The organism is Marinobacter vinifirmus (assembly GCF_002258215.1).
In the GTDB taxonomy this organism is placed as follows: Bacteria; Pseudomonadota; Gammaproteobacteria; order Pseudomonadales; family Oleiphilaceae; genus Marinobacter; species Marinobacter vinifirmus.
Genome location: NZ_NEFY01000011.1, coordinates 43,514 through 70,033 on the forward strand (window position 1 = coordinate 43,514; position 26,520 = coordinate 70,033).

Sequence of the window (26,520 nt, forward strand, 5' to 3'; positions counted from 1 at the left end):
ATGAACAGGCCGCGCAGCAAGTTTTTCAGAGAACCATAACAATCATGAATAAACCCCGTCCGGTTCAGGTAATTGCCGTGTCCAGCGGCAAGGGTGGAGTAGGGAAAAGCAATATAGCCGTTAACCTTGGTATTGCACTGGCCGAACGGGGCCGTCGTGTGCTGGTGCTCGACGCCGGCCTGGGGTTGGGTAACCTGGATGTGCTGCTGGGCCTGACGGTCCACTATAACCTTCAGCACGTGCTGGATGGCCAGTGCGCCCTGGAAGACATTCTGGTAGATGGCCCCGGTGGTATCCGGGTGGCACCGTCTGCGTCCGGCAGCCTGGCGATGACCCGCCTGACTGCGGCCCAGCACGCAGGGCTCATCCACGCCTTCAGTGATCTGGGCGACCAGACCGACGTATTGATCATCGATACCTCAGCCGGTGTATCCGACTCTGTATTGGCGTTTTTGCGGGCCGCCCAGGAGATTCTGCTGGTATTGTGTGACGAACCCACTTCCATTGCCGATGCCTACGCCCTGATCCGCATGATGCACCGCGATTACGGCACCAGCCGTTTCCGGGTGCTGGCCAACCAGGTGCGCAACGACAGGGAGGGCACCCAACTGTTTGAAAAACTGACCAGAGTCACCGGTCGTTTCCTGGATGCGGGGCTACACTACAGTGGAGCCATTCCCAGTGACGACGCCGTGCGCAAGGCCGTGCAGCGGCAAAAGGCGTTTATGGAAGCCTACCCCAAGGCGAGGGCGTCCCTCGCCATGCGGGCACTGGCAGAAAAAGTCGAAAACTGGCCTTTACCCTCTGCTCCCGGGGGGCATCTTGAGTTTTTTGTGGAGCGTCTGGTTGGAGCCGTTGAATGAAACAACTGTATTCCCGTGCCCATGAGGCCCTGCTGGCGGTATCCCGCCAGGATTTTGTTTCCGGTGCGGATCTCGCGCCATCCATTACCGGCCATTCCATTCCCCGGGAAGAAACCGTCCGCCACCTGCTGGGGCTGATACCCGAAATCGACAGCCACCAGGTTGTTATGCACGTGGGTGGGGGTTCCGGCTATCTGACGGCCGTGCTGGCGCGGCTGGCCCGCCGGGTGATCTACGTCGACAAGAACCCGGTGCTGGCGGAAAAAGCCCGTGAACGGTTCTTCCAGTGCAGCCTGCATAATGTGGACGTCATGCAGGTGTCTGCCGATGCCGGTATCGAGGTCGATGAACTCTGCGACCTGGTGCTGTGCACAACGTTTATCAAAGATCCGGCACTTCTGTTGCCCTGCGTGAAGCGGGATGGCCATATCCTTTGCCTGGAGGGGCGCGCCGGCCCGGTGCCCAGCCTAGCCATATTCCGGAACACGGGTGGCCAGCTGGAGCGGGTTCGCACCCTTGGCTGGGTCGACTTCAACCGGAACTCCGAGCAGATCCTGATCGACCTGGGGCTGGTCAGCGATTCGGTGCTGGCCCAGGCCAGAATCGAAGCCGCCACCGGCAACGACCGGGTTCTGGATGTGGTGCGCCGCAAGCTGAACCTGGAAGAAATCGACCTGTACCGGTCGGTGGCCCAGCAGCGGGGCATGAAATTCACCGACGGTGACGAGGTGCTGAACAGCCTGAACGCGGAATTGTTCCGGCGCTTCTCCCGCACCTTCCTGGATTTGTCCCGGCTGATTCCGGTATCGGAGGAAGACAGTACCCTGACCGTTGTCACTGATGACCCGGACGCCCGTACAGACCAGCTGGAGCGGCTGACGCCCAGGCACCGTATTGTCTGCATGCTGGTTACCCCGACGGATTTCCGGCGCATCTGGTCGGCCCTGGATCTGACCGTCAAGGGCAGCCGCTTTGTCGCGGAGCAGGGCACGAATACCGGAGTAAAGCCGTCGGAAACCGGGGCCAGCAAGGATTTGTTGGGCAAGGATAACTCCAGGAGCATCAGCCCGTACCTGGTGTCGGTCTACGAGGCCATCCTGCTGGATGCCGTCAGCGAGAAGGCCAGTGACATCCACATCGAGCAGTACGAGAACCGGGTGCGCATCCGCCTGCGGGTAGATGGCGACCTGCACGACTTGCCCCAGTACCAGCTCTCGGCCCGGGAAATCCGGGGCGTTATCAACGTTATCAAGCTGAGGGCGGAGCTGAACATCGCCGAGCACCGGCTGCCCCAGGGCGGCCGTTCGCGACTGCAGCTGGGTAATACCTCCTACGACCTGCGGATCCAGACCCAGCCCTCGCTGCACGGTGAAAACGCTGTTATCCGCCTGCTGCCCCAAACCGGTCGGGCCATGACCATTGCCGAGCTGGGTATGTCGCCGGCGATCGGCGCCCGCTATGAGCGCTTGCTGGATAACCCCGCTGGCCTGGTGCTGGTGGTGGGGCCGACCGGCTCCGGTAAGTCCACCACGCTTTATGCCGGTTTGCAGACGCTGGCGGACGATGGCCGGCGCAAGGTGATTACGGTGGAAGATCCTATCGAGTACTCCATCGACAACATCCAGCAAACCCGGGTGCGTACCGAAATCGGTTTCAGTTTTGCGGACGCCATGCGGGCTTTCGTCCGGGAAGACCCGGATGTGATCCTGGTGGGTGAAATCCGGGACCAGGAAACCGCCCTGGAAGCCATCCGGGCCTCCCAGACCGGCCACGTGGTGCTTTCAACCCTGCACTGTAACGATGCGGTGGATTCCCTGCAGCGTCTGTACGACCTGGGCATTCATCCCAACTCCATTGCCGGCGAATTGCTGGCAGTGATTGCCCAGCGACTGGCCAAGCGTATCTGCAAGCATTGTCGCAAACCGGCCGAGGCGGATCCGGCGATTCTGGCCGAGGTCTTCCCGAACGGGGCACCTGCAGATTTCCGCTGTTTCGAAGGGGAGGGCTGCGACAAGTGCAACGGACGGGGCACCCATGGCCGGGTGGCCATCGTTGAATATATGGAAGTGGATTCGGACATCCGGAACGCCATTTCCAGCCAGCCGCCGATCGGTGAGTTGCGTTGGCGGGCGCTGGATGCCGGACTGATTACCATGCGCGATAGTGCACTGGACCATGTGATTGAAGGCTTGATCCCGCTGTCTGAATTGCCGCGTATCCTGCCCAGGGAGCGCATGGCACCGGAAGTCCGTGGTGGTCGAAGGAGTAACGGATGAACAACACCAAAACAACGGTAAAAGCGGCCCAGCGGGAGCCAGCGGAAGTCACCTACCGGGAAGAGCTCGACAAGCTGGTCGCTATGGATCAGGGGCCGGTGCCGCCGGGCTGGAAGATGTCGCCCCGGGCGGTGGAGAAGTTCCTGGTGGGCGACGAAAAACTCGGTATCGAGCGCAAGTTCGTGGCAGACCGGGCCATGGTCACCCGTATTATCATTTCCCTGTGTACCAACCGGGGCTGTCTGTTGGTAGGTGAGCCAGGTACCGCTAAGTCCTGGTTGTCAGAGCTGCTGTGTGCTGCCATCTCGGGCAATTCGACCCTCACGTTACAAGGCGGCGCCATCAGCCAGGTCAGCCAGTTGTTGTACAGCTGGAACGACGCACTGTTGCACAGCGAAGGCCCTACGCGCCGGGCCCTGGTGCCCACGCCCCTGTTGCGGGGCATGATGGAAGGCCGGCTGGTGCGGTTCGAGGAAATCGCCCGCTGCCCCCAGGCCCTGCAGGATGCCATGCTGTCTGTGCTGTCAGACCGGGTAGTGGTTATTCCCGAGTTGGGCGAAGACGGGGTGATTCTCGCCCAGGAAGGTTTCAACCTGGTGGCCACCTCCAACAGCGTGGATGAAGGGGTGCACCAGATGAGTGCCGCCCTCAAGCGCCGGATGGACTTCGAGGAAATCCGCCCCATCCGCCTGCTGGCCGATGAAATGGACGTGGTGCTGCGGGAAGTGCGCAAGGCCAACCAGCGCGCCGGCATAGAGGTAGCGCTGGATGAAAAGGTGGTGGAAGTCCTGGTAACCCTGTTCCATGAACTCCGTAATGGCCAGACCCTGGACGGCCGAAGTACCGACCGGCTGGCCGGTGCGGCGCTGTCGACGGCCGAGGCGGTGTCCGTGGCCCATGCGGCGAGCCTCAATGCCTGGTATTACGGTGGCGGCACCATGACCATCGAACACCTGGTGCACCACATCATCGGTTCGGCCCTGAAAGACCAGCCGGATGACCGCCGGCGCCTGAAGCATTACTTCGAAACTGCGGTCGCCTCGCGCAAGGGTGATCACTGGCAGCAGGTTTGGGCACTGCGCAACCTGATTCAATAAGTTAGGCTTGCTGAGTACATCGGTATTTGACGTCACGCATGGGTAATCCGGTGTCGCATTCGTTATAATGCGCACTCATTCACCGGATGCCTGCGTGGCGTCCTTCGCTCTGCAGACGGGGCCCCGATGTCCGAGCCGTTATTACAGGCTGTAAATCTCGAATGTGAGCGCGACGAGCGCCTGTTGTTCCAGAATCTCAGCTTCTCGGTAATGCCGGGTACCGTTACCCGTATTGAAGGCCCCAACGGCACCGGCAAAACCACCCTGCTCAGAATCCTTGCCGGTTTGAACGATGCCTGGTCAGGCGAACTGCTCTGGTGTGGCGAACCCCGGGCCTGGCACCGTGAATCCTTCCTGCGCAACATGCTGTACCTTGGGCACCGCCCCGGCATCAAACCCCTGCTCACTCCCATGGAAAACCTTCGGGCCCTGATGGCGGGCCGCCGCACCGTCAGCGATGACATATTGTCGCAGGCACTGGCGGGCACAGGACTGGCCGGCTTCGAGAATGTACCCTGTCGCAATCTGTCGGCCGGTCAGCAGCGCCGGGTGGCACTGGCGCGCCTGTTGATTGCAGACGAACCCTTGTGGCTGCTGGATGAAGTGTTCACGGCGATTGATGCGGATGGCGTCAAAGCCATTGAAGAATTATTGCAGCAGCGGGCTGCAGAAGGCGGTGCGGTGCTGGTGACGACCCACCACGACCTGCAGTTGCCCGGAATGAAGCGCATTACACTGGGGGGAGGGCAGAGTTATGAATGCTGAATCCCGGCCGGCATTGAAACCGGTAGAGAGTGCCATCGGTCCGGTGCAGGCCATGGTGGCGGTCTTCATGCGGGATGTCCGGGTGGCCTTCCGGCAGCGCCAGGATCTGCTCAACCCGCTGCTGTTCTTTATTATGGTGGTAACCCTCTTTCCGTTAGGGGTTAGCCCTGAAGTGGCATTTCTCAAGCAGTCCGGTGCCGGTATTCTCTGGGTAGCGGCCCTGTTGTCGGTGCTGCTGTCGCTGGACCACCTGTTCCGGCACGACTTTGATGATGGCACCCTGGAGCAATTGATATTACAGCCACAGCCCCTGTTCCTGCTGATCCTGGCCAAGACACTGGCCCACTGGATACTCACCGGCCTGCCGCTGGTATTGCTTACGCCAGTGTTGGGCATAATGGTGCACCTGGACGGGAACTCTGTGGCAATTCTGTGTCTAACGCTGCTGATCGGTACCCCGGTACTGAGCCTGATTGGTGCCATCGGCGCGGCGTTGACACTGGGGTTACGATCTGCCGGTGTGCTCTTGTCACTGCTGATCATTCCACTGTACATTCCCGTGCTTATTTTCGGTACCGGGACCGTGGCGGCAGCAGCCGAGGGCGCGCCCGTGGCCGGTTATCTCGCATTGATGGGGGCATTCCTGGTACTGGCGCTGACCCTGGCGCCATTTGCAGCCGCCGCCGCGCTGCGAATCAGCATGTCTAACAGTTAAAAAAAGACGGTGACCAACTGATGTGGCAATGGTTTCACAAATTGGGTTCCCCAAAGTGGTTTTACGGCATCGCTAACCGCTTGATGCCCTGGCTGCTGGCCGGCGGGCTGATCGTGCTGCTGGCCGGCCTGGTGTGGGGTCTGGCGTTTGCGCCGAAGGATTACCTGCAGGGCAACAGCTACCGGATCATCTTTATCCATGTGCCGGCAGCGTTCCTGGCCCAGTCAATCTACATAATGATGGCGGTGGCTGCCGTGGTCACCCTGGTCTGGCGCATGAAGCTGGCGGACGTGTTTGTCAAAGCCATCGCGCCGGTTGGGTTGGTGCTCACTTTCCTGTCGCTGTTCACAGGGGCCGTGTGGGGTAAGCCCACCTGGGGCACCTGGTGGGTCTGGGACGCCCGTCTCACCTCCATGCTCATTCTCCTGTTCCTGTACGGTGGCGCCATCGCGCTGGACCGTGCCATCAACGACGAGAAATCTGCCGCCCGGGCCGTGGCGGTGCTGGTACTGGTGGGGGTAGTAAATATCCCTATCATCAAATATTCGGTGGACTGGTGGAATACACTGCATCAGCCGGCCACCTTCAAGTTGACTGAAAAACCCTCCATGCCGATGGAAATGTGGGTGCCGTTGCTGCTTTCAGTGCTTGGCCTGTACCTGTTGTTTGGCTGGCTGGCCTGTCTGCGAATGAAAACCGAGATCCTGTTGCGGGAGCAGCGTACCCGCTGGGTCAGAGAACTTGTTCTGGCGGGAAGGAAATAACCAATGGCATTCGATTCGTTCTCCGCATTTATTGCCATGGAAGGGCACGGCCCCTATGTGTGGGCGTGCTACGCCGTATTTGTTGTGTTGCTGGGCGGGCTGATGATCTGGTCTGCACGCCGCAACCGTGCCGTATACGATTCCTGCAGGCGCAGGCTAGAACAGCAGCAGGGAAGCAAAGACAGCGCCCGCCCGAAAGCGGCGGCCACTTTCACCCGAGTTGAAGTTTCCCAGGACTGAACAGCAGGTAACCCATGCATCCGATCCGCAAAAAAAGACTGACCATTCTTGCCTTCCTGGTTGCCGGCATTGCGCTGGCGGTGGGCCTGACGACCTATGCACTGCGCCAGAACATCAACCTGTTCTACGACCCGACAGAAATCTCTGCCGGCAATGCCCCGGTTGATGTACGCATCCGTGCCGGCGGCATGGTGGAAGAAGGCAGTGTGATACGTGATACCGAAAGCCTGAAGGTGAACTTCCGGGTGACGGATTATGCCGCGTCTGTGCCGGTACAGTACGTAGGCATCCTGCCGGACCTGTTCGCAGAAGGGCAGGGCGTGGTGGCCATGGGTCGACTGAACGAAGAAGGCCTGTTTGTGGCAGACCAGGTTCTCGCCAAGCACGATGAAAACTATATGCCGCCGGAAGTAGCCGATGCCCTGGAGAAATCATCCAAGGGCCTGAACAAGGCGAACGCAGAGAAAGCTGCAGAAAGCGCGGCTTACTGAGCCCCGAATCATGACTGACCTTGGAGATTTCTGATGTATCCGGAACTCGGACAGCTTGCACTGATACTCGCGCTGTTGCTCTCGGTGCTTCTTGCCGTCGTCCCGTTGGCCGGTGCGCTCACCGGGCGTGACAGTCTGCAGGCGTTTGCCCGGCCCCTGGCGTCGGGCATGTTTGTGTTTACCGGCCTGGCCTTTGCCATCCTGATCCACGCCTTCCTGGTAGACGATTTCTCCGTGGCCTACGTGGCCAACAACAGCAACAGCATGCTGCCCTGGTACTACAAGTTCAGTGCCGTGTGGGGTGGCCATGAAGGCTCACTGCTGTTGTGGATCCTGATGCTCACCGGCTGGACCCTGGCAGTGGCCATCTTCAGCCGCAGGTTGCCATCGACCATGGTGTCCCAGGTGCTGGCGGTTATGGGCATGGTCTGTGTCGGCTTCTTCCTGTTCATCATTGTGACGTCCAACCCCTTTGACCGTATGCTGCCGAACGTGCCGGCGGATGGCCAGGACCTGAACCCGCTGCTGCAGGACATCGGCCTGATTATGCACCCGCCCATGCTGTACATGGGCTATGTGGGCTTCTCGGTGGCCTTTGCTTTCGCTATTGCCGCCCTGATCAACGGTCGCCTGGATGCGGCCTGGGCCCGCTGGTCCCGGCCCTGGACAACCGTTGCCTGGTCGTTCCTGACCATCGGTATTGCCCTGGGCAGCTGGTGGGCCTATTACGAGCTTGGCTGGGGCGGCTGGTGGTTCTGGGACCCGGTTGAAAACGCCTCCTTGCTGCCGTGGCTGTCCGGTACGGCCCTGATGCACTCGCTGGCAGTGACGGAAAAGCGTGGCGTGTTCAAGAGCTGGACGGTACTGCTGGCCATCGTCACCTTCGCACTGAGCCTGCTGGGCACCTTCCTGGTGCGCTCCGGTGTTCTCACCTCGGTACATGCCTTCGCTTCTGACCCCGAGCGGGGCAGCTTTCTGCTCATGCTACTGGGTATCACCGTCGTGGGCAGCCTGCTGCTCTACGCGTTCAGGGCACCCGTGGTGCACGTGCGTTCCCGTTACGGCTCCCTGTCCCGTGAAATCTTCCTGCTGCTGAACAACGTGTTGCTGGTATCCGCTACGCTGCTGGTGGCCATCGGTACCCTGTATCCGCTGGTCCTGGACTACCTGGATGCCGGCAAGCTGTCCATCGGCGAGCCGTTCTTTAACACCACCTTCAGCCCGCTGGCCGTGGCCACCGGCCTTTTGCTGGGTGCCGGTATCTTCTCCCGCTGGAAGAAAACCGACGGCGGTATGCTGGCCCGTAAACTGTTGTGGCCGCTGGCGATCAGCCTGGTGGCGACGGCTGCGGTGATGGTTAACTATGGCAGCTTTGCGCCCTGGGCCTTTGCCGGTGTGTTCACTGCCATATGGATTGCCGTGGCTACCCTGTGGGACCTGTGGGACAAGTCTGCTTCCCGCCAGGGCCGATTGCATGGCCTCAAGCGCCAGTCCCGCAGTTACTGGGGCATGGTGCTGGGGCACCTTGGTGTGGCTATGGTGATGGCCGGTGCCACCGTGGTGTCCAATTACGGTGTCGAGCGGGATGTCCGCATGACTCCGGGTGATTCCGCCATGGTGGGCGATTACGAAATCGTGTTCACCGACATCGGTGAGCGGCAGGGCGCCAATTTCACCGCCCAGTACGGCAGCTTTAACGTGTTCCTGGATGGCAAGCTGGTTACCGACCTGCACCCGGAAAAGCGTAACTACCCGGTGGGTATGAGCGTGATGACCGAGGCGGATATTGATGCCGGCCTGTTCCGGGATGTATTTGTGGCCATTGGCGAGCGGATTTCCGACGACGCCTGGGCCATCCGCCTGCAGTACAAGCCGCTGGTACGCTGGTTGTGGCTGGGTTCCCTGGTGATGGCCATCGGCGGCTTCCTGGCCATTGCCGACAAGCGTTACCGCATTCGTGTAAAAGCTGAGGAAAAACAGAAAGCCCAGGCTGGCAACACGGCTCCCGGCAAGCCGGCGGAGGCATCGTCATGAGGCGCCTGCTGCTGTTTATTCCGTTGCTGATTGCGGTGGGCATAGGGGTCTTCCTGTTTGCCGGTATCGGCAAGGATCCCACCAAGCTGGAATCGGCCCGTATCGGCAAGCCGGTACCGGAATTCCAGCTGCAGGACCTGCACGACCCGGAGCATATGCTGGACACCTCGGTTTTCCAGGGGCAGGTGTCCCTGCTGAATGTCTGGGCCGAGTGGTGTCCGTCCTGCTGGGACGAGCATGAATACCTGATGCACCTGGCCAGCAACGAAGGCGTGCGCATTGTCGGCCTGAACTACAAGGATCAGCGGGAAACCGCGTTCAGTTTCCTGGGCCGCCTCGGCAATCCCTACGAAACCATTATCTTCGACCCTCGCGGATCCCTCGGCTTTGACCTGGGTGTATACGGCGCTCCGGAAACCTATGTGATCGACGCCGACGGTGTCGTTCTGTACCGGCATGTGGGTGTAGTGAACGAGCGGGTTTGGCAGGAAGTCCTGCTGCCCGTGTTCAATCAGGCAAAGGGAAATAGCTGATGCGTTTTTATCCGCTACTGTTGGCCATGCTGTTTGTGGTTTCACCACTCCGGGCCGAGGTGATGGAGGTCTACGACTTCGATACCCGGGCTGAAGAGCAGCGTTACCAGAACCTGATTGCCGAGCTGCGCTGCCCCAAGTGCCAGAACCAGAATATCGCTGACTCCAACGCCCCCATCTCCAAGGATATGCGGGACGAGGTGTACCTGATGATGCAGCAAGGCGCTTCCAACGATGAAATCGTCGGCGCCCTGGTGGACCGTTTTGGCGAGTTTGTGCAGTACAAACCGCCGGTCGACAAGCGCACGATTTTCCTCTGGGCTTTCCCGGCCATTGCCGTGATTGGCGGCTTGCTGATTGTGGCTGGCGTGGTAATGCGCTCGCGCAAACAGGGCCAGCAGGAAACGGCCCTCAGCCCCGAAGAAAAAGCCAGGGTCGAACAGATGCTGGCCGATAAGGATCAGCCATCCGAGCGCTGATCCGCGTAACACATCCCCAACTGCGACGAAGACTCCATGACTGAAACATTCTGGATTGCCGCGACGGTATTCATTCTCATCGCCCTGGCATTTGTGTTGTACCCGGTGTTCTTTCACCGCCCCAAGGCGCGGATGGATGCAGACCTCAGAAACCAGAACCTGCTGGCCTACAAGTCCCGCCTGAAAGAGCTGGATGATGAACACGAAGCCGGCATCCTGGACGCTGAAGGCTACCAGCAACTGAAAGAAGAGCTGGCGGGCGCCATGCTTGACGACGTTCCGGAAAACGAGCAGCCCCGCCAGCGGCTGGCAGGCCGGCGCAGCGCCATGGCTGTTGCCTTGCTGGCCGTGCTACTGCTGCCCGCCGGTGCCTACCTGGGCTACCAGGAATGGGGCGCTATGGACCGGGTAGAGCAGTTCATCACCATGCAGGAAATGGGTGCTTCCGGTAACGATGACCAGACCGCGCGCATGTCCGCACTGGCAGACCAGCTGCGGGACCGCCTCGAGCAGGATCCGGAGAACGCCGACGGCTGGGCCATGCTGGGCCAGACCTATATGCGTACCGAACGTTACGAGGATGCGGCCGAAGCCTTCCAGCGCCTGGCTGCAATTACCGAGCAGGATCGCAATGCCAGCTCAGTGGCCTGGGGCCTGTCAGCCCAGGCATTGTACTTCCAGAGTGAAGGGCAGATGACGCCGGGTGTGATGGCGGCCATCGAGTCAGCCCGCGCCCTGAACCCGAACGAAGTGAACTCGCTGGGCCTGCTGGGCATCAATGCCTTCAGCCAGCAGAACTACCGTGAAGCGATCGAATACTGGGAAACCATTGTAGAGGTCACGCCGGACCATCCGCAGATTGCCTCTATTCGCGGTGGCATTGCCGAAGCCTACAACCGCCTGGGCGAAACACCTCCCGCTGCGCAGGCTCCGGAGCCTGCGGCACCGTCTGCCGGTGTGGCCCTGAGAGTTTCCCTGGATGATGCGTTCAGGGACAGCGTGCCAGGTGACACCACCCTGTTTGTCTTTGCCCGTGCAAAGGGCACATCAGGTGGGGCGCCGGTGGCTGTCGCCCGCATGACTGCAGGTGTTCTGCCGGTAGATATCCGCCTGGATGACAGCTACGCCATGTCGCCGGAGGCTACCATTTCCTCCGCAGAAGAGGTCGTGATTGTCGCCCGCCTGAGCCGCAGCGGAAGCATCAACCCGCAAGCCGGTGACTGGCAGGGCCAGGTGGAAGCGGAAGTGCTGCCACCGGAGGCTGGTGGCGAGCCGGTTGAACTGGTAATCAGCCAGGAACTTATCGACTGACCGGATTCAGCGGAGGCAGTCCGTAGCGGCTGTCTTCGCTTTGTGCCTTCCGCTTTCTCAACCTCTCCAATGCTTTCCCCAATCCCTGTAGTGCCTCATTCGAAACCGCCTGCTGGTGTTGCGAGAACAGCTGTGCCTGCAGTTGCTCCAGGTGGCCGGCCAGTTCCGGGTCATCACTGAACCTGACCACATCGCTGACCGTCGCAAAGCGCTGTTCCGGGAATCGTAACCTGGCCCAGTGCAGCAGCTGGCCGGTGGTGTCTGCGGAACCGTTTTTAACCGAACGGATCAACTGCTCATAGGCGTGTTTTTCGGTGTCGTCTTCCAATGGCTCGGATGACAGGGCGCCGCCGGACGGCTTTCGGGACAACCACCACAGCACCAGGGTAGCCAGCCAGAGCAATCCCAGTACCATCGAAAGCCAAAGCCAGAAAGAGCCCGGGTTATCTGTCGGGGGCTGGTCATCTGCGGTGACCGGAGTAGTGGCGGGCGGAGTCTCCGGGGCGCTGTTATCCGGCACCGGCGCAGCGGCGACCGCGCTGTTACCGGTGATGGTGTAGGGACGCTCCGGCAATACCGCCTGCTCCAGTTGGTCGGTCTCTGTGTTCCACCAGAGGATGCGGATGGCGGGCAACACCACATCGCCGGCCTGGACCGGCACCAGAGCGGCTTCCTGCTGCAGGGTGGAGCGAAGGCCGTCAACGGTGGTTTCGGTATTTCTCAGGGGGCTTTCCGGGTAGCTGCGTATGGCCGCTGGAGTTTCCTGCGGCAGTGGCGGCAGGGCTTCTGCCGGCAAGCCATCGGCATGCAGGGTAATCTTCCGGGTCAGGTTGGCTCCGGCGTTCAGTTCCCCTGCTGGCGGCAGGCCGTCTTCAGCCAGCGCCAGGCTGCGGGCCGGCAGCCAGGGCTGGTCTGCCGGGAAGGCATCAGGCACCGGTTTTACCGGTACCTCATAGAGCTGCTGTTGATCCCGCAGGAACTTCAACTGGCCGTTGGCGTCGCGGGTCTGACCCTCAAAGCGGATCGGGGCCAGGCTCAGCTGCCCCGGCTGCTGGGGAAAGATGGCATAGCGCCGCTCAACCACCCGGTAACGGACGCCATCCCGGTAACGGGTGAATTCGCGCTGCTTGCCCAGGGATTCGATGATGGCATCGGGGTGTTCCGGCTCCGACAATTCGCCCCGTATCAGGTTGCCCGAGAAAAACAGCTGTATGGTAAGCACCAGCTGTTCCTGCACATACACCTCGGCTTTGTCGGCCGATAGTTCGATAAAACTGTCGCGGGCGCCGGCTTCCTGGCTCGGCGCTGTGCCGGTCACCACGTCAATCTCTACCGGCTCGGAGGTGGCATCCTTGAAGGTCAGCTCCGGGATAGTCAGCTTGCCGGTTCGGGTGGGGGCCAGCTGGTAGGTCCAGGTGATTTCCCCGGTCATATCGCCGTTGACGGTCTGCACACTGTAACGCTGGTTCCGGGCCAGGATTTCGAAGTCCGGCTCTACCTTTTCAATGTCGGGGGAAGGCAGGTCAGACAGGTCAAAGTTGAACAGATTGCTGAGGTTCAGGTCGATTTCCATGGAGCCGCGCACGGTCAGGGTTAATACCTCGCCTTCGTACAGCTGCGTGCGGTCCGGCTCAACCGACAGCTCACTGGCCTGGGCCGGCTGCAGGGCCACAAGCTGTACCAGTAACAGAAAAACGGGGAGAAAAATGCGTTTTACCATGGTGTATCGCCCTCGTCGGATTGCGTCTGGCGCTGCTGGTACTGCTGCAGGAACTTGCGCTGCAACAGCCCGCCGGGGTTGTCAGGAATACGCCGTAGCCACTGCTCCTGGCCCTGGTCCAGCGGTTGTTCGGAAATTTCGGCCGGAGCTTCTACAGCCTGGCCGTTGTCGGCCGGCTCCTGGTCTGACGGCTGGCCTTGCCCGGATTGCTGCATGTCTTCGCCAGCCTGTGGCTCGGCGTCTTGGCCGCTCTGTCCGGAATCCTGTGTATCACCGGATTGTTCGGATTCCTGCTGGCTGTCTTGCTGGCCTTGCTGCTGGCTTTCCTGCTTACCCTGACTGCCTTGATCGCTTTGATCACCCGGGCTGTCCTGATTGTCCTGGCCGGACTGTGAATCTTCGCCCTGCTGCTGGTTGTTCTCCGACTGCTGGTCACCGGAATCGCCTTGTTGCTGGTCTTGCTCTTGCTGCTGTTGCTGGTCGAGCAGCTGCTGAACCAGGTCACGGTTAAAGCGGGCGTCTTCGAAGTCGGGGTTCTGCGCCAGGGCCTGCTGGTAGGCGTCCAGGGCTTGTTCAAGCTCGCCGGCCCGGGCCAGGGCATTACCCCGGTTGTAGTGGCCGGTGGCCGTCGGTATTTCGGTAAAGGCCCGGGCAGCCTCTTCGTGGCGGCCGCTGCGGTACAGGGCCGAGCCTTTCCAGTCCGGCTGCTGCAGAACCTCTGCCGCGCGCTCCGGATCCTGCCCGATCAGTTCCCGCCCGCGCTGGTCGTCCCGCTGCCACAGGCCACCCCAGTCCAGTGCCATGGCCGGGCGGGGTGTCAGGGTCAGTGGTATAAGGCTCAGGGCGAGTACAGCAAAGGCACCCCGACGCCAGCCCAGCAATAACAGGGGCAGGGCCAGCCAGAGCAGCCAGTAGCCGTCGTCTTGCCAGCGGTTGATGGTCAGGCCGTCACCGGTTTCCGACCAATCCTCTTCCGCTCCCGGTTCCAGCGCAAGGGCACGGATATCCGCGTCGCCAAGGGTCAGTTCGTGGCTGTCACCGCCGTTGGCCCGGGCCAGCCTCTCCATGGCATCGGGGTCGGCCCTGGCGATGACAATCTCGCCGTTACTGCGCAGGAAGCCTCGCTTGGCCAGGGGAATCGGCCCACCTTCCGGTGTGCCCACAACCAGTGTGCTCAGGGCATAGCCGGTGCCGGCCAGGTGATTGTTGATGGCGCTGTGATAACTTCGGGGCACATCATCGGATATCAGCAATATCCGCCCGCGGCCCGGTGCGCCCTGCTGCAGCAGATCCACCGCCTGGCCAATGGCCAGGTCTGCCCGGTTACCCTGTGCCGGCATGATGGCGGGGTCCAGAACTCCGAGCATGGCTTCGATAGTGCGGAAGTCTTCGGTCAATGGCGTAACGGTGTGGGCATCACCGGAGTACACCAGCAGGGCGGTCAGGCCGCCGCGCCGTTGCGCCAGCAGGTCCCGAACCTTGCGCTTGGCCAGGGTCAGCCGGTCCGGTTCGGCATCGGTGGCCAGCATGGACAGCGACAGGTCCAGCACAATCACCAGACTGTCTTCCGGTTGTTTGAGCGGGGTAGGGGCCTGACGCCAGCTCGGGCCAGCCAGGCCGATGGCCAGGGTCAGCAGGGCGATGTTCAGTGGCAGCAGCGGCGACCGGCTGGCACCGCCCGGGGCGCCTTGCCCAGGTTTGTTTAAAAGCGGTTTCAGCAGGGGCTGGGGAATATAACGGCTCCAGCCGGCATCGGCCTGGCGCAGCTTGTGCCTTGCCAGGTATAACGCCGGCAGTGCCAGCAACAGTAATAACCAAAGGGGCCTCAGGAAGTGAAAATCAGCCATGGTGCACCTCCCCGGATTCATTGCGGCGGGCCCGGCTGGCCAGTAACCTCAGTGCTGACAACAGCAGCCACAGGGTAACCGCTGTGCCCGCCGGCCACACGTAGAGTTCGGTAACCGGGCGATAGAACTGGCCTTCCTGCTCAATGGGCTCCAGCTGGTCGATGCTGTCGTAGATCATTTCCAGCTCCGGCAGGCTACGGGCCCGGAAATACCGGCCGCCGGTCTGTTCCGCCATGCGGGTGAGCAGGGCTTCGTCCAGGTCCCGGGACGGGTTCACCCGCCGTGAGCCCAGCAGCCCCCGCTGGATCATGGAATCGGCGCCGATACCGATGGTGTATAGCCGCACACCTGTGGCCGCGGCAATCTCGGTGGCTTTGTCCGGGCTCACTTCACCGGCGGTGTTGGCGCCGTCGGTCAGAAGGATGGCTACCCGCTGCTCCTGGGGGCGATCCCGCAGGCGTTTCACCGCAAGGCCCACGGCATCGCCAATTGCAGTTGCCCGGCCGGCCATGCCCAGGCCGGCTTCCAGCAGCAGGGTTCTTACGGTTTCCCGGTCAAAGGTCAGGGGTGCCTGCACGTAGGGCTGGGTGCCGAACAGGACCAGCCCCAGGCGGTCACCCTCCCGGCGGTCGATAAACTGGTCCAGCACCCGCTTGACCGCTTGCAGGCGGTTGATGCTGCGGCCCTGAATAACCATGTCGCGCTCATCCATACTGGGCGATATATCCACCAGCAGCATCAGGTCACGGCCGCTGACCGGCATCTGCACCTGCTCGCCCACATGCTGCGGTCGGGCGATGGCGAGCACCAGGCACAGCCAGGCCAGAAGCAGCAGCAACTGGCGCCAGCGCGGTGTCCGGCGCCCCTGGGTACTGACGCCGGGCATGCCCGACAACCAGTGGCCAACCGGGATGACCGGTGCATCTACCGGTTCACCCTTGCCATAACGTTTGCCGGCCAGGAACAGCAGCGGCAACAGGGCCAGTAACAGCAGCCAGGGATAGGCCAGGGAAATCATAGCTGGGCCTCCAGCCAGAACCGGGCAAAGTCGAGTGCCTGGCCCGGGTCCAGGTTGGTGTTCGGGCGCCAGGGTGCTTGCACCAGCGCTTCCGCTACCGGCCTTGAGGCAATGCGTTCGGAAGGCGAGGTTTCCAGCAGGAATTCGGCCCAGCCCTGGCCGGTGAGGGTTTCCGGATGCCGGTCCGGATAGGCCTGCCGGGCTACCCGCTTGAGCAGCTGGTTAAGTTCACTGAACCATTCGTTGCACTGGCGCGGGTTGGCCGCCAGTTGCACCAGTTCCTCGCGGGCCTGGCGTTTCCACAGGTTCTGCTGGCGGCGCCGGCGCAGCAACCAGAACGCGACTGCGGCCAGTACCAGAGCGACGACCGCCAGAATCCACCAGCCCGGCGCCGGCGGCCACCAGCCACCGGTTTCCGGCAGGTGAATATCGCGCAGTTGGGCTAACGGATCTTGCGGGTTCATCCGATACGCCCTCCCGGGCCCAAAAGCTGGCGTAGGGCGGCTGCCGGCTCTTCGCTGGTCATGATGGTGGCCGCCTGCACACCGGAGGTGCGAAAACAGTCTTCCAGCAGCCGTTCATGGGTGACAACCTTTTCCTGCCAGGCCTTTTTGAACGCGGGATTGGAGGCATCAAACCAGATCGGCCCTTCCGGCCCGGCCACCGCAAACTGGCCGCTGTCCGGCAGCTGTTTTTCCAGCGGATCCATAATGCGCAGGGCGCTGACGGTGTTATGGCGGCCCAGGGCGCCGAGCAGGCTGGTGGTGTTATCGCTGATGTTCATGAAGTCGCTGATGATGAAAATCCGGCTGCCGGTATGGGCCACCCGCCGGGCTTCGGCCAGCGCTGTGTCCAGCCCGTGGTCGGGGGTCGAAGGCCGGGGTGGCACGTCCGGCTTGTGTTGGTGGCTGGCCAGGGTATCCAGCAGGCGCAGTACGGATTTCTTGCGCCGGGCCGGGCGCAGCACCTCCAGCTCCTGGTCATTAAATACCAGGCCACCCACCTGGTCGCCGGCCCACAGGGCCAGCCAGGCCAACAGCGCGGTAACCTGGGCGCAGCGCACCTGTTTGTAGGCACCGGTGCTGGCGAAGAACAGGGTCGGGCCCAGGTCGGCAATCAGCAGCACCGGCCGCTCCCGTTCTTCTTCGTAGAGTTTGGTGTGGGGTGACTGGCGCCGCGCCGTTACCCGCCAGTCAATGCTGCGGATATCGTCGCCGGGCTGGTATTGCCGCACTTCGGCAAAGGTCATGCCGCGACCACGCTGGCGAGACTGGCGCAAGCCGGCCTGGCGCGAACGCACCGGGCGGGCAGAAGGCAGCTTCAGGGCCCTGGCGTCGGCTTGCAGCCGAACCAGTTCCGGCAGGGTGATGTGGGTTGCTGCGTTGCTCTGCGCCATGGTGTTCAGGCGGTTACCGGTACGCGGTCGATCAGCCTTTGCAGAACCGTGTCTGCGGTCATGCCTTCGGCCTCGGCCTCGAAGGTCAGCAGGATTCGGTGGCGCAGCACATCAAAGGCCATGGTGCGGATGTCGTCCGGGGTTACGTAGTCCCGGCCATCGAGCCAGGCCAGGGCCCGGGCGCAGCGATCCAGGGCAATGGTGCCCCGGGGGCTGGCGCCGAAAGCCGTCCAGCGGGCCAGTTCCGGATCCAGGCTGGCGGCATCCCGGGTGGCCAGGATCAGGGCCAGCAAATACTGCTCCACCGGCTCCGCCATGTAGATGTCGGATACCGCCTGGCGGGCCTCCATAACCTGTTGCTCTGTAAGACGAATGTCTACCTGTGGTATTCCCTGACGGTAGTCGCTACGGGCAAGGTGCAGAATCTGACGCTCAGCATCGGCATCCGGGTAATCGATCACCACATGCATCAGGAAACGGTCGAGCTGGGCTTCGGGCAGGGGGTAAGTGCCTTCCTGCTCGATGGGGTTCTGGGTGGCCATCACCATGAACAGCTTTGGCAGCGGGAAGGTTTGCATGCCGACACTGATCTGGCGTTCGCCCATGGCCTCAAGCAGGGCAGACTGCACCTTGGCCGGGGCCCGGTTGATTTCATCGGCCAGCACAAGGTTGTGGAATATCGGGCCGCGCTGGAATTCGAACAGGCCGGTTTCGGCCCGGTAGATCTCGCTGCCGGTAACATCGGACGGCAGAAGGTCCGGGGTGAACTGGATGCGGTGGAAATCCCCTTCCAGGTGATCGGCCAGGGCTTTTACCGCGGTGGTCTTGGCCAGGCCGGGTGCCCCTTCCACCAGAAGGTGGCCATCAGCCAGCAGGGCGATCAGCAGTCTGTCTACCAGCTTGTCCTGACCGATGATGCGTTTTGCCAACTGTGTTCTGAGATTACCGAACGTTTGCTGTAACGACATGGAATTCACTGCTCTCGGTTTTGAAGGTCCGGCGGCGCGGGTGTTTGCGCCCGTAGGTAGTTGCCGCAGTTTTGAGGTCTGGCCGGCAAAAATCAAGAGCTTGACTATGCTTATGTGACGATACCGTGATTACGTTTCTTTCACACAAAACCAGAGGTTGGATATGAATGCGCTGACAATTGCCAGCAAGGATCAGTTTTTCGAGCAACTGGCTGAAGCATTCGCAGACAAGCTTGCGAAAACCGAAGCCAGGAAGGTTGTAGAGTTCGCCAAGCAGCATTACGCCCACAGTCCCTTGGAAGAGCTTGTCAGCCGGCGCTTCTCGGACACCTATGGCGCGGTACTGGCGGCCTGGCAGTTCCTGCAGAAGCGCAGCGCCGAGGAAACCCCGGTTACCGTATTCAATCCGGACCTGGAAAGTGACGGCTGGCAGTCTACCCACTCGGTTATTTTTATCCTGCATCCGAACATTCCGTTTTTGATCGACTCCCTGCGCATGGCCATCAACCGCCGGGAAATCGGTACCCACTCCATCCAGCATTCGATTCTGCAGGTGGAGCGAGACGGTAACGGCAAGCTGAAGAAACTGCATTCGGCCAAGAAGTCGTCTGCGGCCTCCTACGAAGCATTGATCGTTCTGGAAATCGATCGCCACAGCGATCCGGCAGACCTGCGGGGCCTGGAAGAAACCTTGCAATCGGTGCTGCACGAAGTGCGCATTGCCGTGGACGACTTCCCGATTGTGAAAGACAAGGTTAGTGAAATCCTGGGCGAACTGGATGCCACCACCGCCGGTATCAGCGAAGAAGACAAGGAAGAAGCCCGGGCGTTTCTGGGCTGGCTCACCGAAGACCACTTTACCTTCCTGGGCTACGACGAATACGACTTCGTCAAAGACAAGCAGGGCATGGCCGTGCGCCGGGTGGAAAACTCCGAGCTGGGTATCTTCCGGGTCAACAACGAACGCCCGGACAAGGTTCGCCTGAACGAGCTGCCCCAGCGCACCCGCCATGAAATGACCCGCACCGACGATATCTTCATCTTCGCCAAGTCGGCTCAGCGTTCGCGGGTTCACCGCCCGGCGTACCCGGACTACATCGCGGTGAAGAAGTTCAACAGCAAGGGTGAAGTGGTGGGTGAGCGCCGCTTCCTGGGCCTGTACACCGCCCGGGTATACAACGAGCGCCCGGACGAAATCCCGCTGCTGCGCCGCAAGTTCCAGACCGTAATGAAGCGTTCCGGCTTCATGCGTACCGACTACGCCGGCAAGGAACTGGAACAGATCCTGACCCTGTATCCGCGCGACGAGCTGTTCCAGATTGAAACCGAAGAGCTGCTGCGGGTGGCCAAGAGCATCCTGTACATCCAGGAACGCCGCCGCATCGAAATGTTCATGCGCGAAGACGTCTACGGCCAGTTTGTTACCTGCCTGGCCTTCTTCCCCCGGGACATCTACAACACCGAGCTGCGCCTGAAGGTAGAGCAGGTGTTGCTGGAGCGCCTGGAAGCGGAAGACATCGAGTTTGTTACCCACTTCTCCGAATCGCCACTGGCCCGGGTGCAGTTCACCATCCGCGTGCCCCAGGTGGAGAACCGGCAGCTACCGCTGGCGGAAATCCGCGACCGGGTGATCGAGCTGGCCCAGTCCTGGAGTGAAGGCCTGGCCGAGGCCCTGCACGAAGCCTATGGCGAGGAGCGCGGCAACGAGTTCTACCGGGTATGGGCGGCTGGTTTCCCGGCCAGCTACACCGAGATGTTCTCGCCCCGTCGCGCCGCCATCGACCTGGACCACATTACCAAGGCGGCCAGCGCCGATGACCTGGCCATGAGTTTCTACCGGGCGCTGGAAGAAGACGACAGCACGCTGCACTTCAAGCTGTTCTACCCGGACGAGCCGCTGCCGCTGTCGGATGTGATGCCCATCTTCGACAACCTGGGCTTCCGGGTTATTGGTGAGCATCCGTTTGAAGTGATCGACCGCACCGGCAAAACCGTGTGGATTCACGACTTCACCCTGCAGGCCCATTCCGGTGGCGTGGATATCCACCGTATCCGGCCCATTTTCGAAGAGCTGTTCCGCCGCGTCTGGCACACCGAGGCAGAAAACGACGCCTTCAACCGGTTGCTGTTGTCGTCTTACATGAGCTGGCGCCAGATTGCGCTGCTGCGTACCTACGCCCGCTACATGCGGCAGATCCGGTTCTCTAACAGTCAGACCTTTATTTCCAATACCCTGGTCAACCACGAGAACCTGACCCAGATTCTGCTGGAATACTTTGAAATCCGATTCAACCCGGATCGCTATAAGAGCCCGGGCAAGAGTGAAGCGGCCCAGAAAAAGCTGGAAATCGAATTCAACGCCGGCCTGGAAGAGGTGGAAAACCTCAGTGAAGACCGGGTGCTGCGGCTGTACCTGGAGCTGATGCAGGCCACCCTGCGTACCAACTACTACCAGCCGGACGCCGAAGGCCAGCCCAAGCCATACATCAGTGTGAAGTTTGACCCCACGCGCATTCCCGACATGCCGCTGCCCATGCCCATGTTCGAGATCTTCGTGTACTCGCCGCGGGTGGAAGGTGTGCACCTGCGCGGTGGCAAGGTGGCCCGTGGTGGCCTGCGCTGGTCTGACCGCTTCGAGGACTACCGCACCGAGATCCTGGGCCTGGTCAAAGCCCAGCAGGTGAAGAACGCGGTGATTGTGCCGGTGGGCGCCAAGGGCGGCTTCGTGGCCAAGCAGCTGCCGGATCCGTCTGACCGGGAAGCCTTCCAGGCTGAAGGCATTGCCGCTTACAAAACCTTTATCCGTGGCCTGCTGGACATCACCGACAACCTGGTGGATGCCGGCATACAGCCGCCGGAGCGGGTAATCCGCCACGACGAAGACGACCATTACCTGGTTGTAGCCGCCGACAAGGGCACCGCCACCTTCTCCGACATTGCCAACGGCCTGGCCGCTGAATACGGCTTCTGGATGGGCGATGCCTTCGCTTCCGGTGGCAGTAACGGCTACGACCACAAGAAGATGGGTATCACCGCCCGGGGCGCTTGGGTATCGGTTGAACGCCACTTCCGCGAAATGGGCATTAACCCGGCGGAAGACGAGTTCACCGCTATCGGTATCGGCGATATGGGCGGCGACGTGTTCGGTAACGGCCTGCTGTGTTCCGAGAAAACCCGGCTGGTCGCGGCCTTCAACCACATCCATATCTTTATCGACCCGGAACCGGATGCGGCGAAGAGCTACAAGGAGCGCAAGCGCCTGTTCGAAATGCCCCGTTCGGCCTGGACCGATTACGACACCAAGCTGATCTCCAAGGGCGGCGGTGTGTTCAGCCGGAACGCCAAGTCGATCCCGGTCAGCCCGGAAATGAAAAGACTGCTGGGCATCAACGCCGACCGCATGCCGCCGAACATGCTGATCAGCCACATCCTGAAGTCCGAAGTGGACCTGCTCTGGGTGGGCGGTATCGGCACCTATGTGAAGGGCGCTGAAGAAACCCATGCCGACGTAGGCGACAAGGCTAACGACGGCCTGCGGGTGAACGGTAAAGACCTGCGCTGCAAAGTGGTGGGCGAGGGCGGTAACCTGGGCTTCACCCAGCTGGGCCGTATTGAATACGCCCTGAAAGGCGGCCGGCTGAACACGGACTTCATCGACAACTCCGGTGGGGTGGACTGTTCAGACCACGAAGTGAACATGAAGATCCTGCTCAACCGTGCCGTGGCCATGGGTGATCTCACCGCCAAGCAGCGCAACGTGATGCTGGAAGAGATGACCGACGATGTCTCTGCCCTGGTGCTGAAGAACAACTACCGGCAAACCCAGGCCATCAGCATTGCCAGTGCCGATACCGCGCCAAGACTGGAAGAATACCGCCGGTTGATGAACACCCTGGAAAGCGAAGGCAAGCTGAACCGCGGGCTGGAATTCCTGCCCGACGACGATGCCCTGGCCGAGCGCAAACTGGCCAAGAAAGGCCTGACCCGGCCGGAGCTGTCGGTGCTGATTTCCTACGTGAAGGGCGACCTGAAGCAGACCCTGATCGCCAGCACCCTGCCGGACGATCCGCTGCTGGCCGGCGAAATGTACAAGGTGTTCCCGAAGGAACTGAACAAGAAGTTCTCGAAGGAACTGGGCGAGCACCAGCTGCGGCGGGAAATCATCGCCACCCAGATTGCCAACGACATGGTCAACCACATGGGCATTACCTTTGTGGAGCGCCTGAACCAGTCTACCGGTGCCGATGCTGCATCCATCGCCCTGGCCTGGATCATCGCCCGGGATGTGTTCCGGATCGACAACTGGTGGGACCGCATCGAGGCGCTGGACTACCATGTGCCCGCCAAGCTGCAGATGGAGCTGATGCAAGACCTCATGCGCCTGATGCGCCGTGCCGTTCGCTGGCTGCTGCGTAACCGCCGGGCCGAGCTCAATATCCAGAGCCATATGGAGCGGTTTGCCGACAGCGTATGGGCGATTACCTCCAGCCTGCCGGACTACCTGGGCGACCAGGCCCGCAGCAACTGGGAGCAACGCCACGCGTACCTGGAAGAATCCGGCTTGCCGAAAGACCTGGCCTCGGTACTGGCCGGCACCGGTTACCTGTACTCGTCGCTGGGCATTATCGAATCCCAGGAGGCCACCGGCCTGCCGCTGAAAACCGTGGCTAACCTGTATTACGACCTGGGTGACCGCCTCGACCTGACCTGGTTTGCCAACTCCATTGCCGCGCTTACGCCCAATTCCCATTGGCAGGCACTGGCAAGGGAAAGCTTCCGGGAAGACCTGGACTGGCAGCAACGCGCCCTGACCACCGGCGTCCTGCGCCTGGCGGGTAAGGCCGGCAAGGTGCCCGAGAGTGTGGAAGCCTGGGAGCAGAAGCACCAGCACATGATCGAGCGCTGGAGTGCCATGCTGGCGGAGCTGAAGAGCGTGCGGGAGCCGGAATACGCCATGTTCTCCGTTGCCCTGCGTGAGCTGCTGGATCTGGCTCAGAGCACCATGCACCAGAATACGGACAGCGACGGCAGTATCTGAGGCTTGCGTTATGCTGTTGATTCCCGTTCAATTCCGCGCGGGAATCAACCGCAAAGGCAGGATTTATGGCGCAGCTACAAACCAACACACACGACGTTCTGCTCCGGAATGCCGAACTGCTGACCGGCAAGGTGGCCCTGCTGGGCGTATCCGAGCCGGCGCTGCTGGCCCATTGCCCGCAACCCGGGCTGGCCATGAGCGAACACGCCGGTGTGTATGAACAGCTGTGCCAGCATGCAAACTGGCAAGCCTGTTTCGGCTATCAGTGCAACGACCAGGACGCCGGGAGTTTCGACACCCTGGTCATCTTCCTGCCCAAGGCCCGGGCGGAACTGGAATTACGCCTGGCCATGGCACGCTACCTGGGCCGCGAAGGCGTCAGCCTGGTTCTGGTGGGCGAAAAGAAAGAAGGCATCGCTGGCGCCGTCAAACACTTCACAGCCATGGTGGCCGACGCCCTGAAAGTCGACAGCGCCCGGCACTGCCAGGTGTGGACCGGCACCAACCACCAACCCCTTTCCCGTTTTGACCTTACTGACTGGTTGCGCTGGACGCAGGTTTCCTGTGCCGGCGTAAATCTTGAAGTAGCCGGCCTGCCCGGTGTGTTCAGTGAAGGGGAGCTGGATGCCGGCACCCGGATGTTGCTGGAAACCCTGGAACAGACTCCGCTGAAAGCAGACAAGGTGCTGGACTTTGCCTGTGGCGCCGGCGTGATCGGCAGCTGGCTGCAAGGCTACCGCCGCGATCAGGGCCTGGCCCAGGGTGTGGTAGACGGTGTGGATGTCCAGGCCCAGGCGGTTGCCTGCGCCCGGGAAACCTATGCCCGGGCTGGCGCGGAAGGTCAGATCTACGCCTCCGATGGCCTGGCCGGCATTCAGGGCCGGTGGCCGGCGGTGGTCACCAATCCGCCGTTTCACAGTGGCGTGAAAACCGACACCTCCATGACCGAACAGTTCCTTCGGGAAGTGGCCGCCCATCTGGCCCCCAGGGGCGAGGTGCGGCTGGTGGCCAACAGCTTCCTGCCCTATGAGTCCGTTATCCAGCGCTTTATCGGGCCGGTCGAGAAGCTGGCCCAGGATCGCCGTTTTACCGTTTACAGGGCTTTCAACCGTGCCATCCGCTGAAGTACTGCCGCTGACTGCCGGTAACCTGAAGCTCAGCCGCCCCGGCGCCGAGCCTGGCCTGCGGGCCTGGGATGCGGCGGACGAGTTGCTGCTGGCAGAAGCCGGTAACCGGCTGGCGGACAGCCCCCGCGTGCTGGTGGTAGACGACCAGTTCGGTGCGCTCACGCTTGGGCTGGCCCAGGCCCACGGGCCGGTCACCAGCGTGGCCGACAGTGCAGTCCTTCCGGATGCACTCGATTACAATGCCCGACATAATCCCGGTATCGCCCGGCCAGCGCTGCTGCACAGCTGGCTGAACCCGCCGGAGGGGCCGTTTGACCTGGTGGTATTGCGCATTCCCCGCCACGGCGCCTATCTGGGCTGGCTGTTGCGCTGGGTAAACTCTGTGCTGGCAGACAACGGCTGTTTGCTGGCTGGGGGTATGATCAAGCATTTGCCGGACCGCAGCGTGGATGTGTTTGCCGAAGCCGTGGTCACCGAAACTGTACTGCCGGCCCGTAAAAAGGCCCGGGTAGTGGTCTGCCGCAAAGGGCAGGCGCAACTGCAGGGCTGGGCTGAAAGCTGGAAAGGTTACCCGCAGGAGGGTCTGCCGGCGCCGGTAGAGGCATTACCGGCTGTCTTTGCCCGGGACAAGCTGGACATCGGCACCCGGGAGCTGTTGCCGCTTGTGGGCCCTGCCGTGGCCGGGCTGAAGCCTGGCGCGCGTGTGCTGGACCTGGCCTGCGGCAATGGCGTGCTGGGCTTGACGGCACTGGCTTGTGGCTCTGATATCACGGTGGATTTCAGCGATGTGTCCAGCCAGGCCATTGCCAGCGTGCAGCATAACCTGGGTACCTGTGGTTACCGGGCCGGACAGTGCCAGCATAGCGACGGAATTCGGGAAGGAACCGGGCAGTACGACGTGATTTTGCTGAACCCGCCGTTCCATGAAGGCGGTGTGGTGGGGGATCACATTGCCCTGCGACTGTTCCGGGACGCCGCAAAACACCTGGTGCCGGGCGGGCGAATGCTGATGGTGGGCAACCGCCACCTGGGCTACCACAAGTCCCTGAAGCGCTTCTTTGGCAAGGTAGAGCAGCGGGCCGCAAGCCCGCGCTTTGTGGTATTCGAAGCGGCGCCCTGAGCGCCGCTGCTAACCGTGGTTAAAGGGCAGGGGCAGGGCGATCGTAACCGAGCCGGGCCAGGGTATCGACGATGGCCTGGGTCTGGCTGTCGATCTCGATGTTCACTGACTGACCCTGTTCGGCCGTACCGAAGGTCGTGGCCCGCAGGGTTTCCGGAATCAGGTGAACGTTAAAGCGGTTACCGGTGACCTCGCCAATGGTCAGGCTGGCGCCGTTGATGGCGATATAGCCTTTCGGGAACACATACTTCATCCAGCTCTCCGGCACCTCGAACCACAGGGTTACGTTGTTCTCTGTGCGGATAATCTCGGCCAGAACCGCGGTAGTGTGCACATGGCCGCTGAGCAGGTGGCCGCCAATCTCGTCACCAATACGGGCTGCCCGTTCAAAGTTTACCGAATCCCCTTCGGCCAGGTCGCCCAGTGTGGTCAGCCTCAGGGTTTCCTGCATGGCATCAAAGTACAGCAGGTCGCCGTCCTGTCGGGTTACCGTCAGGCAGGTGCCATTGATCGCGACCGAGGCGCCGATGGTTACACCCTGCACCTTGGCTTCCGGAAAGCGCACCACCAGTGTGTTCAGCCCCGGCGCCTTGATGACTTCCGCAATGGTGGCCACCCCCTGAACGATACCTGTAAACATCACGAATCTCCTGAACGGTTGCAGTCATGCCAAGGTATGCTTGACACGGCAGGGTGTCAAACGTATGTTTCAAACAGA

Annotated in this window: 22 protein-coding genes; 15 read left to right on the forward strand and 7 right to left on the reverse strand. The window is 61.5% G+C overall.

The window, feature by feature from the left end:
* The first annotated feature begins 44 nt into the window (after positions 1-44).
* The 12 genes from B9Q17_RS13200 (at position 45) to ccmI (ending at position 11,568) form a co-directional block, all read left to right on the forward strand.
* Positions 45-863 carry a MinD/ParA family protein gene (locus tag B9Q17_RS13200; RefSeq protein ID WP_094625572.1) on the forward strand — a complete coding sequence of 273 codons (819 nt, stop codon included), beginning with the start codon at positions 45-47 and terminating at the stop codon, positions 861-863.
* Positions 860-3,139, forward strand: a complete 2,280-nt coding sequence (locus tag B9Q17_RS13205; protein WP_094625573.1) for an ATPase, T2SS/T4P/T4SS family — start codon at positions 860-862, stop codon at positions 3,137-3,139. Before B9Q17_RS13200 ends, B9Q17_RS13205 begins: the two co-directional genes overlap by 4 nt.
* On the forward strand, positions 3,136-4,236 hold the full coding sequence (locus B9Q17_RS13210; RefSeq protein ID WP_094625574.1) for an ATP-binding protein: 1,101 nt from the start codon (positions 3,136-3,138) through the stop codon (positions 4,234-4,236). The genes B9Q17_RS13205 and B9Q17_RS13210 overlap by 4 nt, the downstream gene beginning before the upstream one ends.
* A 126-nt stretch (positions 4,237-4,362) precedes the next feature.
* Positions 4,363-5,001, forward strand: a complete 639-nt coding sequence (ccmA, locus tag B9Q17_RS13215; RefSeq protein WP_094625575.1) for a cytochrome c biogenesis heme-transporting ATPase CcmA — start codon at positions 4,363-4,365, stop codon at positions 4,999-5,001.
* Complete coding sequence (ccmB, locus tag B9Q17_RS13220) at positions 4,991-5,716, forward strand: heme exporter protein CcmB (RefSeq protein WP_094625576.1); 726 nt, start codon at positions 4,991-4,993, stop codon at positions 5,714-5,716. Before ccmA ends, ccmB begins: the two co-directional genes overlap by 11 nt.
* Before the next feature lie 20 nt (positions 5,717-5,736).
* A complete protein-coding gene (gene ccmC / locus B9Q17_RS13225; RefSeq protein ID WP_022988752.1) occupies positions 5,737-6,480 on the forward strand; it encodes a heme ABC transporter permease CcmC in 744 nt (247 codons plus the stop codon).
* 3 nt (positions 6,481-6,483) lie between these two features.
* A complete protein-coding gene (gene ccmD, locus B9Q17_RS13230) occupies positions 6,484-6,720 on the forward strand; it encodes a heme exporter protein CcmD (RefSeq protein WP_022988753.1) in 237 nt (78 codons plus the stop codon).
* Between the two features lie 14 nt (positions 6,721-6,734).
* A complete protein-coding gene (gene ccmE / locus B9Q17_RS13235) occupies positions 6,735-7,211 on the forward strand; it encodes a cytochrome c maturation protein CcmE (protein WP_022988754.1) in 477 nt (158 codons plus the stop codon).
* A gap of 33 nt (positions 7,212-7,244) precedes the next feature.
* Entirely contained in the window at positions 7,245-9,245 is a 2,001-nt protein-coding gene (locus tag B9Q17_RS13240; RefSeq protein ID WP_094625577.1) for a heme lyase CcmF/NrfE family subunit, read from the forward strand.
* Positions 9,242-9,778 carry a DsbE family thiol:disulfide interchange protein gene (locus tag B9Q17_RS13245; protein ID WP_094625578.1) on the forward strand — a complete coding sequence of 179 codons (537 nt, stop codon included), beginning with the start codon at positions 9,242-9,244 and terminating at the stop codon, positions 9,776-9,778. Before B9Q17_RS13240 ends, B9Q17_RS13245 begins: the two co-directional genes overlap by 4 nt.
* A complete protein-coding gene (locus B9Q17_RS13250; protein ID WP_094625579.1) occupies positions 9,778-10,257 on the forward strand; it encodes a cytochrome c-type biogenesis protein in 480 nt (159 codons plus the stop codon). The genes B9Q17_RS13245 and B9Q17_RS13250 overlap by 1 nt, the downstream gene beginning before the upstream one ends.
* A 36-nt stretch (positions 10,258-10,293) precedes the next feature.
* On the forward strand, positions 10,294-11,568 hold the full coding sequence (gene ccmI / locus B9Q17_RS13255; protein WP_094625580.1) for a c-type cytochrome biogenesis protein CcmI: 1,275 nt from the start codon (positions 10,294-10,296) through the stop codon (positions 11,566-11,568).
* Here ccmI and B9Q17_RS13260 read toward each other — a convergent pair.
* From B9Q17_RS13260 to B9Q17_RS13285, 6 genes are read right to left on the reverse strand one after another with little or no spacing between them, the layout of a single operon-like run.
* Positions 11,558-13,288, reverse strand: coding sequence for a BatD family protein (locus B9Q17_RS13260; RefSeq protein WP_094625581.1), 1,731 nt, complete (start codon positions 13,286-13,288; stop codon positions 11,558-11,560). The genes ccmI and B9Q17_RS13260 overlap by 11 nt on opposite strands.
* On the reverse strand, positions 13,282-15,135 hold the full coding sequence (locus B9Q17_RS13265) for a VWA domain-containing protein (RefSeq protein ID WP_094625582.1): 1,854 nt from the start codon (positions 15,133-15,135) through the stop codon (positions 13,282-13,284). The genes B9Q17_RS13260 and B9Q17_RS13265 overlap by 7 nt, the downstream gene beginning before the upstream one ends.
* Entirely contained in the window at positions 15,128-16,153 is a 1,026-nt protein-coding gene (locus B9Q17_RS13270) for a vWA domain-containing protein (protein ID WP_094625583.1), read from the reverse strand. Before B9Q17_RS13270 ends, B9Q17_RS13265 begins: the two co-directional genes overlap by 8 nt.
* A complete protein-coding gene (locus tag B9Q17_RS13275; RefSeq protein ID WP_094625584.1) occupies positions 16,150-16,617 on the reverse strand; it encodes a DUF4381 domain-containing protein in 468 nt (155 codons plus the stop codon). The genes B9Q17_RS13270 and B9Q17_RS13275 overlap by 4 nt, the downstream gene beginning before the upstream one ends.
* Positions 16,614-17,549, reverse strand: a complete 936-nt coding sequence (locus B9Q17_RS13280; protein WP_094625585.1) for a DUF58 domain-containing protein — start codon at positions 17,547-17,549, stop codon at positions 16,614-16,616. Before B9Q17_RS13280 ends, B9Q17_RS13275 begins: the two co-directional genes overlap by 4 nt.
* Before the next feature lie 5 nt (positions 17,550-17,554).
* Positions 17,555-18,517, reverse strand: a complete 963-nt coding sequence (locus B9Q17_RS13285) for an AAA family ATPase (RefSeq protein WP_036219357.1) — start codon at positions 18,515-18,517, stop codon at positions 17,555-17,557.
* Positions 18,518-18,680: 163 nt separating this feature from the next.
* Here B9Q17_RS13285 and B9Q17_RS13290 point away from each other — a divergent pair, with 163 nt between their 5' ends.
* The 3 genes from B9Q17_RS13290 to B9Q17_RS13300 all read left to right on the forward strand — a co-directional run bounded on the left by B9Q17_RS13290 (position 18,681) and on the right by B9Q17_RS13300 (position 25,802).
* The gene (locus B9Q17_RS13290; protein ID WP_094625586.1) at positions 18,681-23,555 is read left to right on the forward strand and encodes an NAD-glutamate dehydrogenase; all 4,875 of its coding nucleotides are present in this window, start codon (positions 18,681-18,683) and stop codon (positions 23,553-23,555) included.
* A gap of 65 nt (positions 23,556-23,620) precedes the next feature.
* A complete protein-coding gene (locus B9Q17_RS13295; RefSeq protein ID WP_094625587.1) occupies positions 23,621-24,679 on the forward strand; it encodes a class I SAM-dependent methyltransferase in 1,059 nt (352 codons plus the stop codon).
* Entirely contained in the window at positions 24,666-25,802 is a 1,137-nt protein-coding gene (locus tag B9Q17_RS13300) for a class I SAM-dependent methyltransferase (RefSeq protein WP_022988767.1), read from the forward strand. Before B9Q17_RS13295 ends, B9Q17_RS13300 begins: the two co-directional genes overlap by 14 nt.
* A 19-nt stretch (positions 25,803-25,821) precedes the next feature.
* Here B9Q17_RS13300 and B9Q17_RS13305 read toward each other — a convergent pair whose 3' ends face one another.
* Positions 25,822-26,442: a riboflavin synthase gene (locus B9Q17_RS13305; protein WP_022988768.1), complete on the reverse strand. Its 621-nt coding sequence runs from the start codon at positions 26,440-26,442 to the stop codon at positions 25,822-25,824.
* Between the last annotated feature and the right edge of the window lie 78 nt (positions 26,443-26,520).

Bases quoted from the DNA above. Each gene is read 5' to 3' on its own strand.
- ccmC (WP_022988752.1), top strand. From the start codon at position 5,737: ATGTGGCAATGGTTTCACAAATTGGGTTCCCCAAAGTGGTTTTACGGC.
- B9Q17_RS13295 (WP_094625587.1), top strand. From the start codon at position 23,621: ATGGCGCAGCTACAAACCAACACACACGACGTTCTGCTCCGGAATGCC.
- ccmA (WP_094625575.1), top strand. From the start codon at position 4,363: ATGTCCGAGCCGTTATTACAGGCTGTAAATCTCGAATGTGAGCGCGAC.
- B9Q17_RS13250 (WP_094625579.1), top strand. From the start codon at position 9,778: ATGCGTTTTTATCCGCTACTGTTGGCCATGCTGTTTGTGGTTTCACCA.
- B9Q17_RS13280 (WP_094625585.1), bottom strand. From the start codon at position 17,549: ATGGCGCAGAGCAACGCAGCAACCCACATCACCCTGCCGGAACTGGTT.
- B9Q17_RS13260 (WP_094625581.1), bottom strand. From the start codon at position 13,288: ATGGTAAAACGCATTTTTCTCCCCGTTTTTCTGTTACTGGTACAGCTT.
- B9Q17_RS13285 (WP_036219357.1), bottom strand. From the start codon at position 18,517: ATGTCGTTACAGCAAACGTTCGGTAATCTCAGAACACAGTTGGCAAAA.
- B9Q17_RS13200 (WP_094625572.1), top strand. From the start codon at position 45: ATGAATAAACCCCGTCCGGTTCAGGTAATTGCCGTGTCCAGCGGCAAG.
- B9Q17_RS13245 (WP_094625578.1), top strand. From the start codon at position 9,242: ATGAGGCGCCTGCTGCTGTTTATTCCGTTGCTGATTGCGGTGGGCATA.
- B9Q17_RS13275 (WP_094625584.1), bottom strand. From the start codon at position 16,617: ATGAACCCGCAAGATCCGTTAGCCCAACTGCGCGATATTCACCTGCCG.
- ccmI (WP_094625580.1), top strand. From the start codon at position 10,294: ATGACTGAAACATTCTGGATTGCCGCGACGGTATTCATTCTCATCGCC.
- B9Q17_RS13240 (WP_094625577.1), top strand. From the start codon at position 7,245: ATGTATCCGGAACTCGGACAGCTTGCACTGATACTCGCGCTGTTGCTC.
- B9Q17_RS13265 (WP_094625582.1), bottom strand. From the start codon at position 15,135: ATGGCTGATTTTCACTTCCTGAGGCCCCTTTGGTTATTACTGTTGCTG.
- ccmE (WP_022988754.1), top strand. From the start codon at position 6,735: ATGCATCCGATCCGCAAAAAAAGACTGACCATTCTTGCCTTCCTGGTT.
- B9Q17_RS13210 (WP_094625574.1), top strand. From the start codon at position 3,136: ATGAACAACACCAAAACAACGGTAAAAGCGGCCCAGCGGGAGCCAGCG.
- B9Q17_RS13205 (WP_094625573.1), top strand. From the start codon at position 860: ATGAAACAACTGTATTCCCGTGCCCATGAGGCCCTGCTGGCGGTATCC.
- ccmD (WP_022988753.1), top strand. From the start codon at position 6,484: ATGGCATTCGATTCGTTCTCCGCATTTATTGCCATGGAAGGGCACGGC.
- B9Q17_RS13305 (WP_022988768.1), bottom strand. From the start codon at position 26,442: ATGTTTACAGGTATCGTTCAGGGGGTGGCCACCATTGCGGAAGTCATC.
- B9Q17_RS13290 (WP_094625586.1), top strand. From the start codon at position 18,681: ATGAATGCGCTGACAATTGCCAGCAAGGATCAGTTTTTCGAGCAACTG.
- ccmB (WP_094625576.1), top strand. From the start codon at position 4,991: ATGAATGCTGAATCCCGGCCGGCATTGAAACCGGTAGAGAGTGCCATC.
- B9Q17_RS13270 (WP_094625583.1), bottom strand. From the start codon at position 16,153: ATGATTTCCCTGGCCTATCCCTGGCTGCTGTTACTGGCCCTGTTGCCG.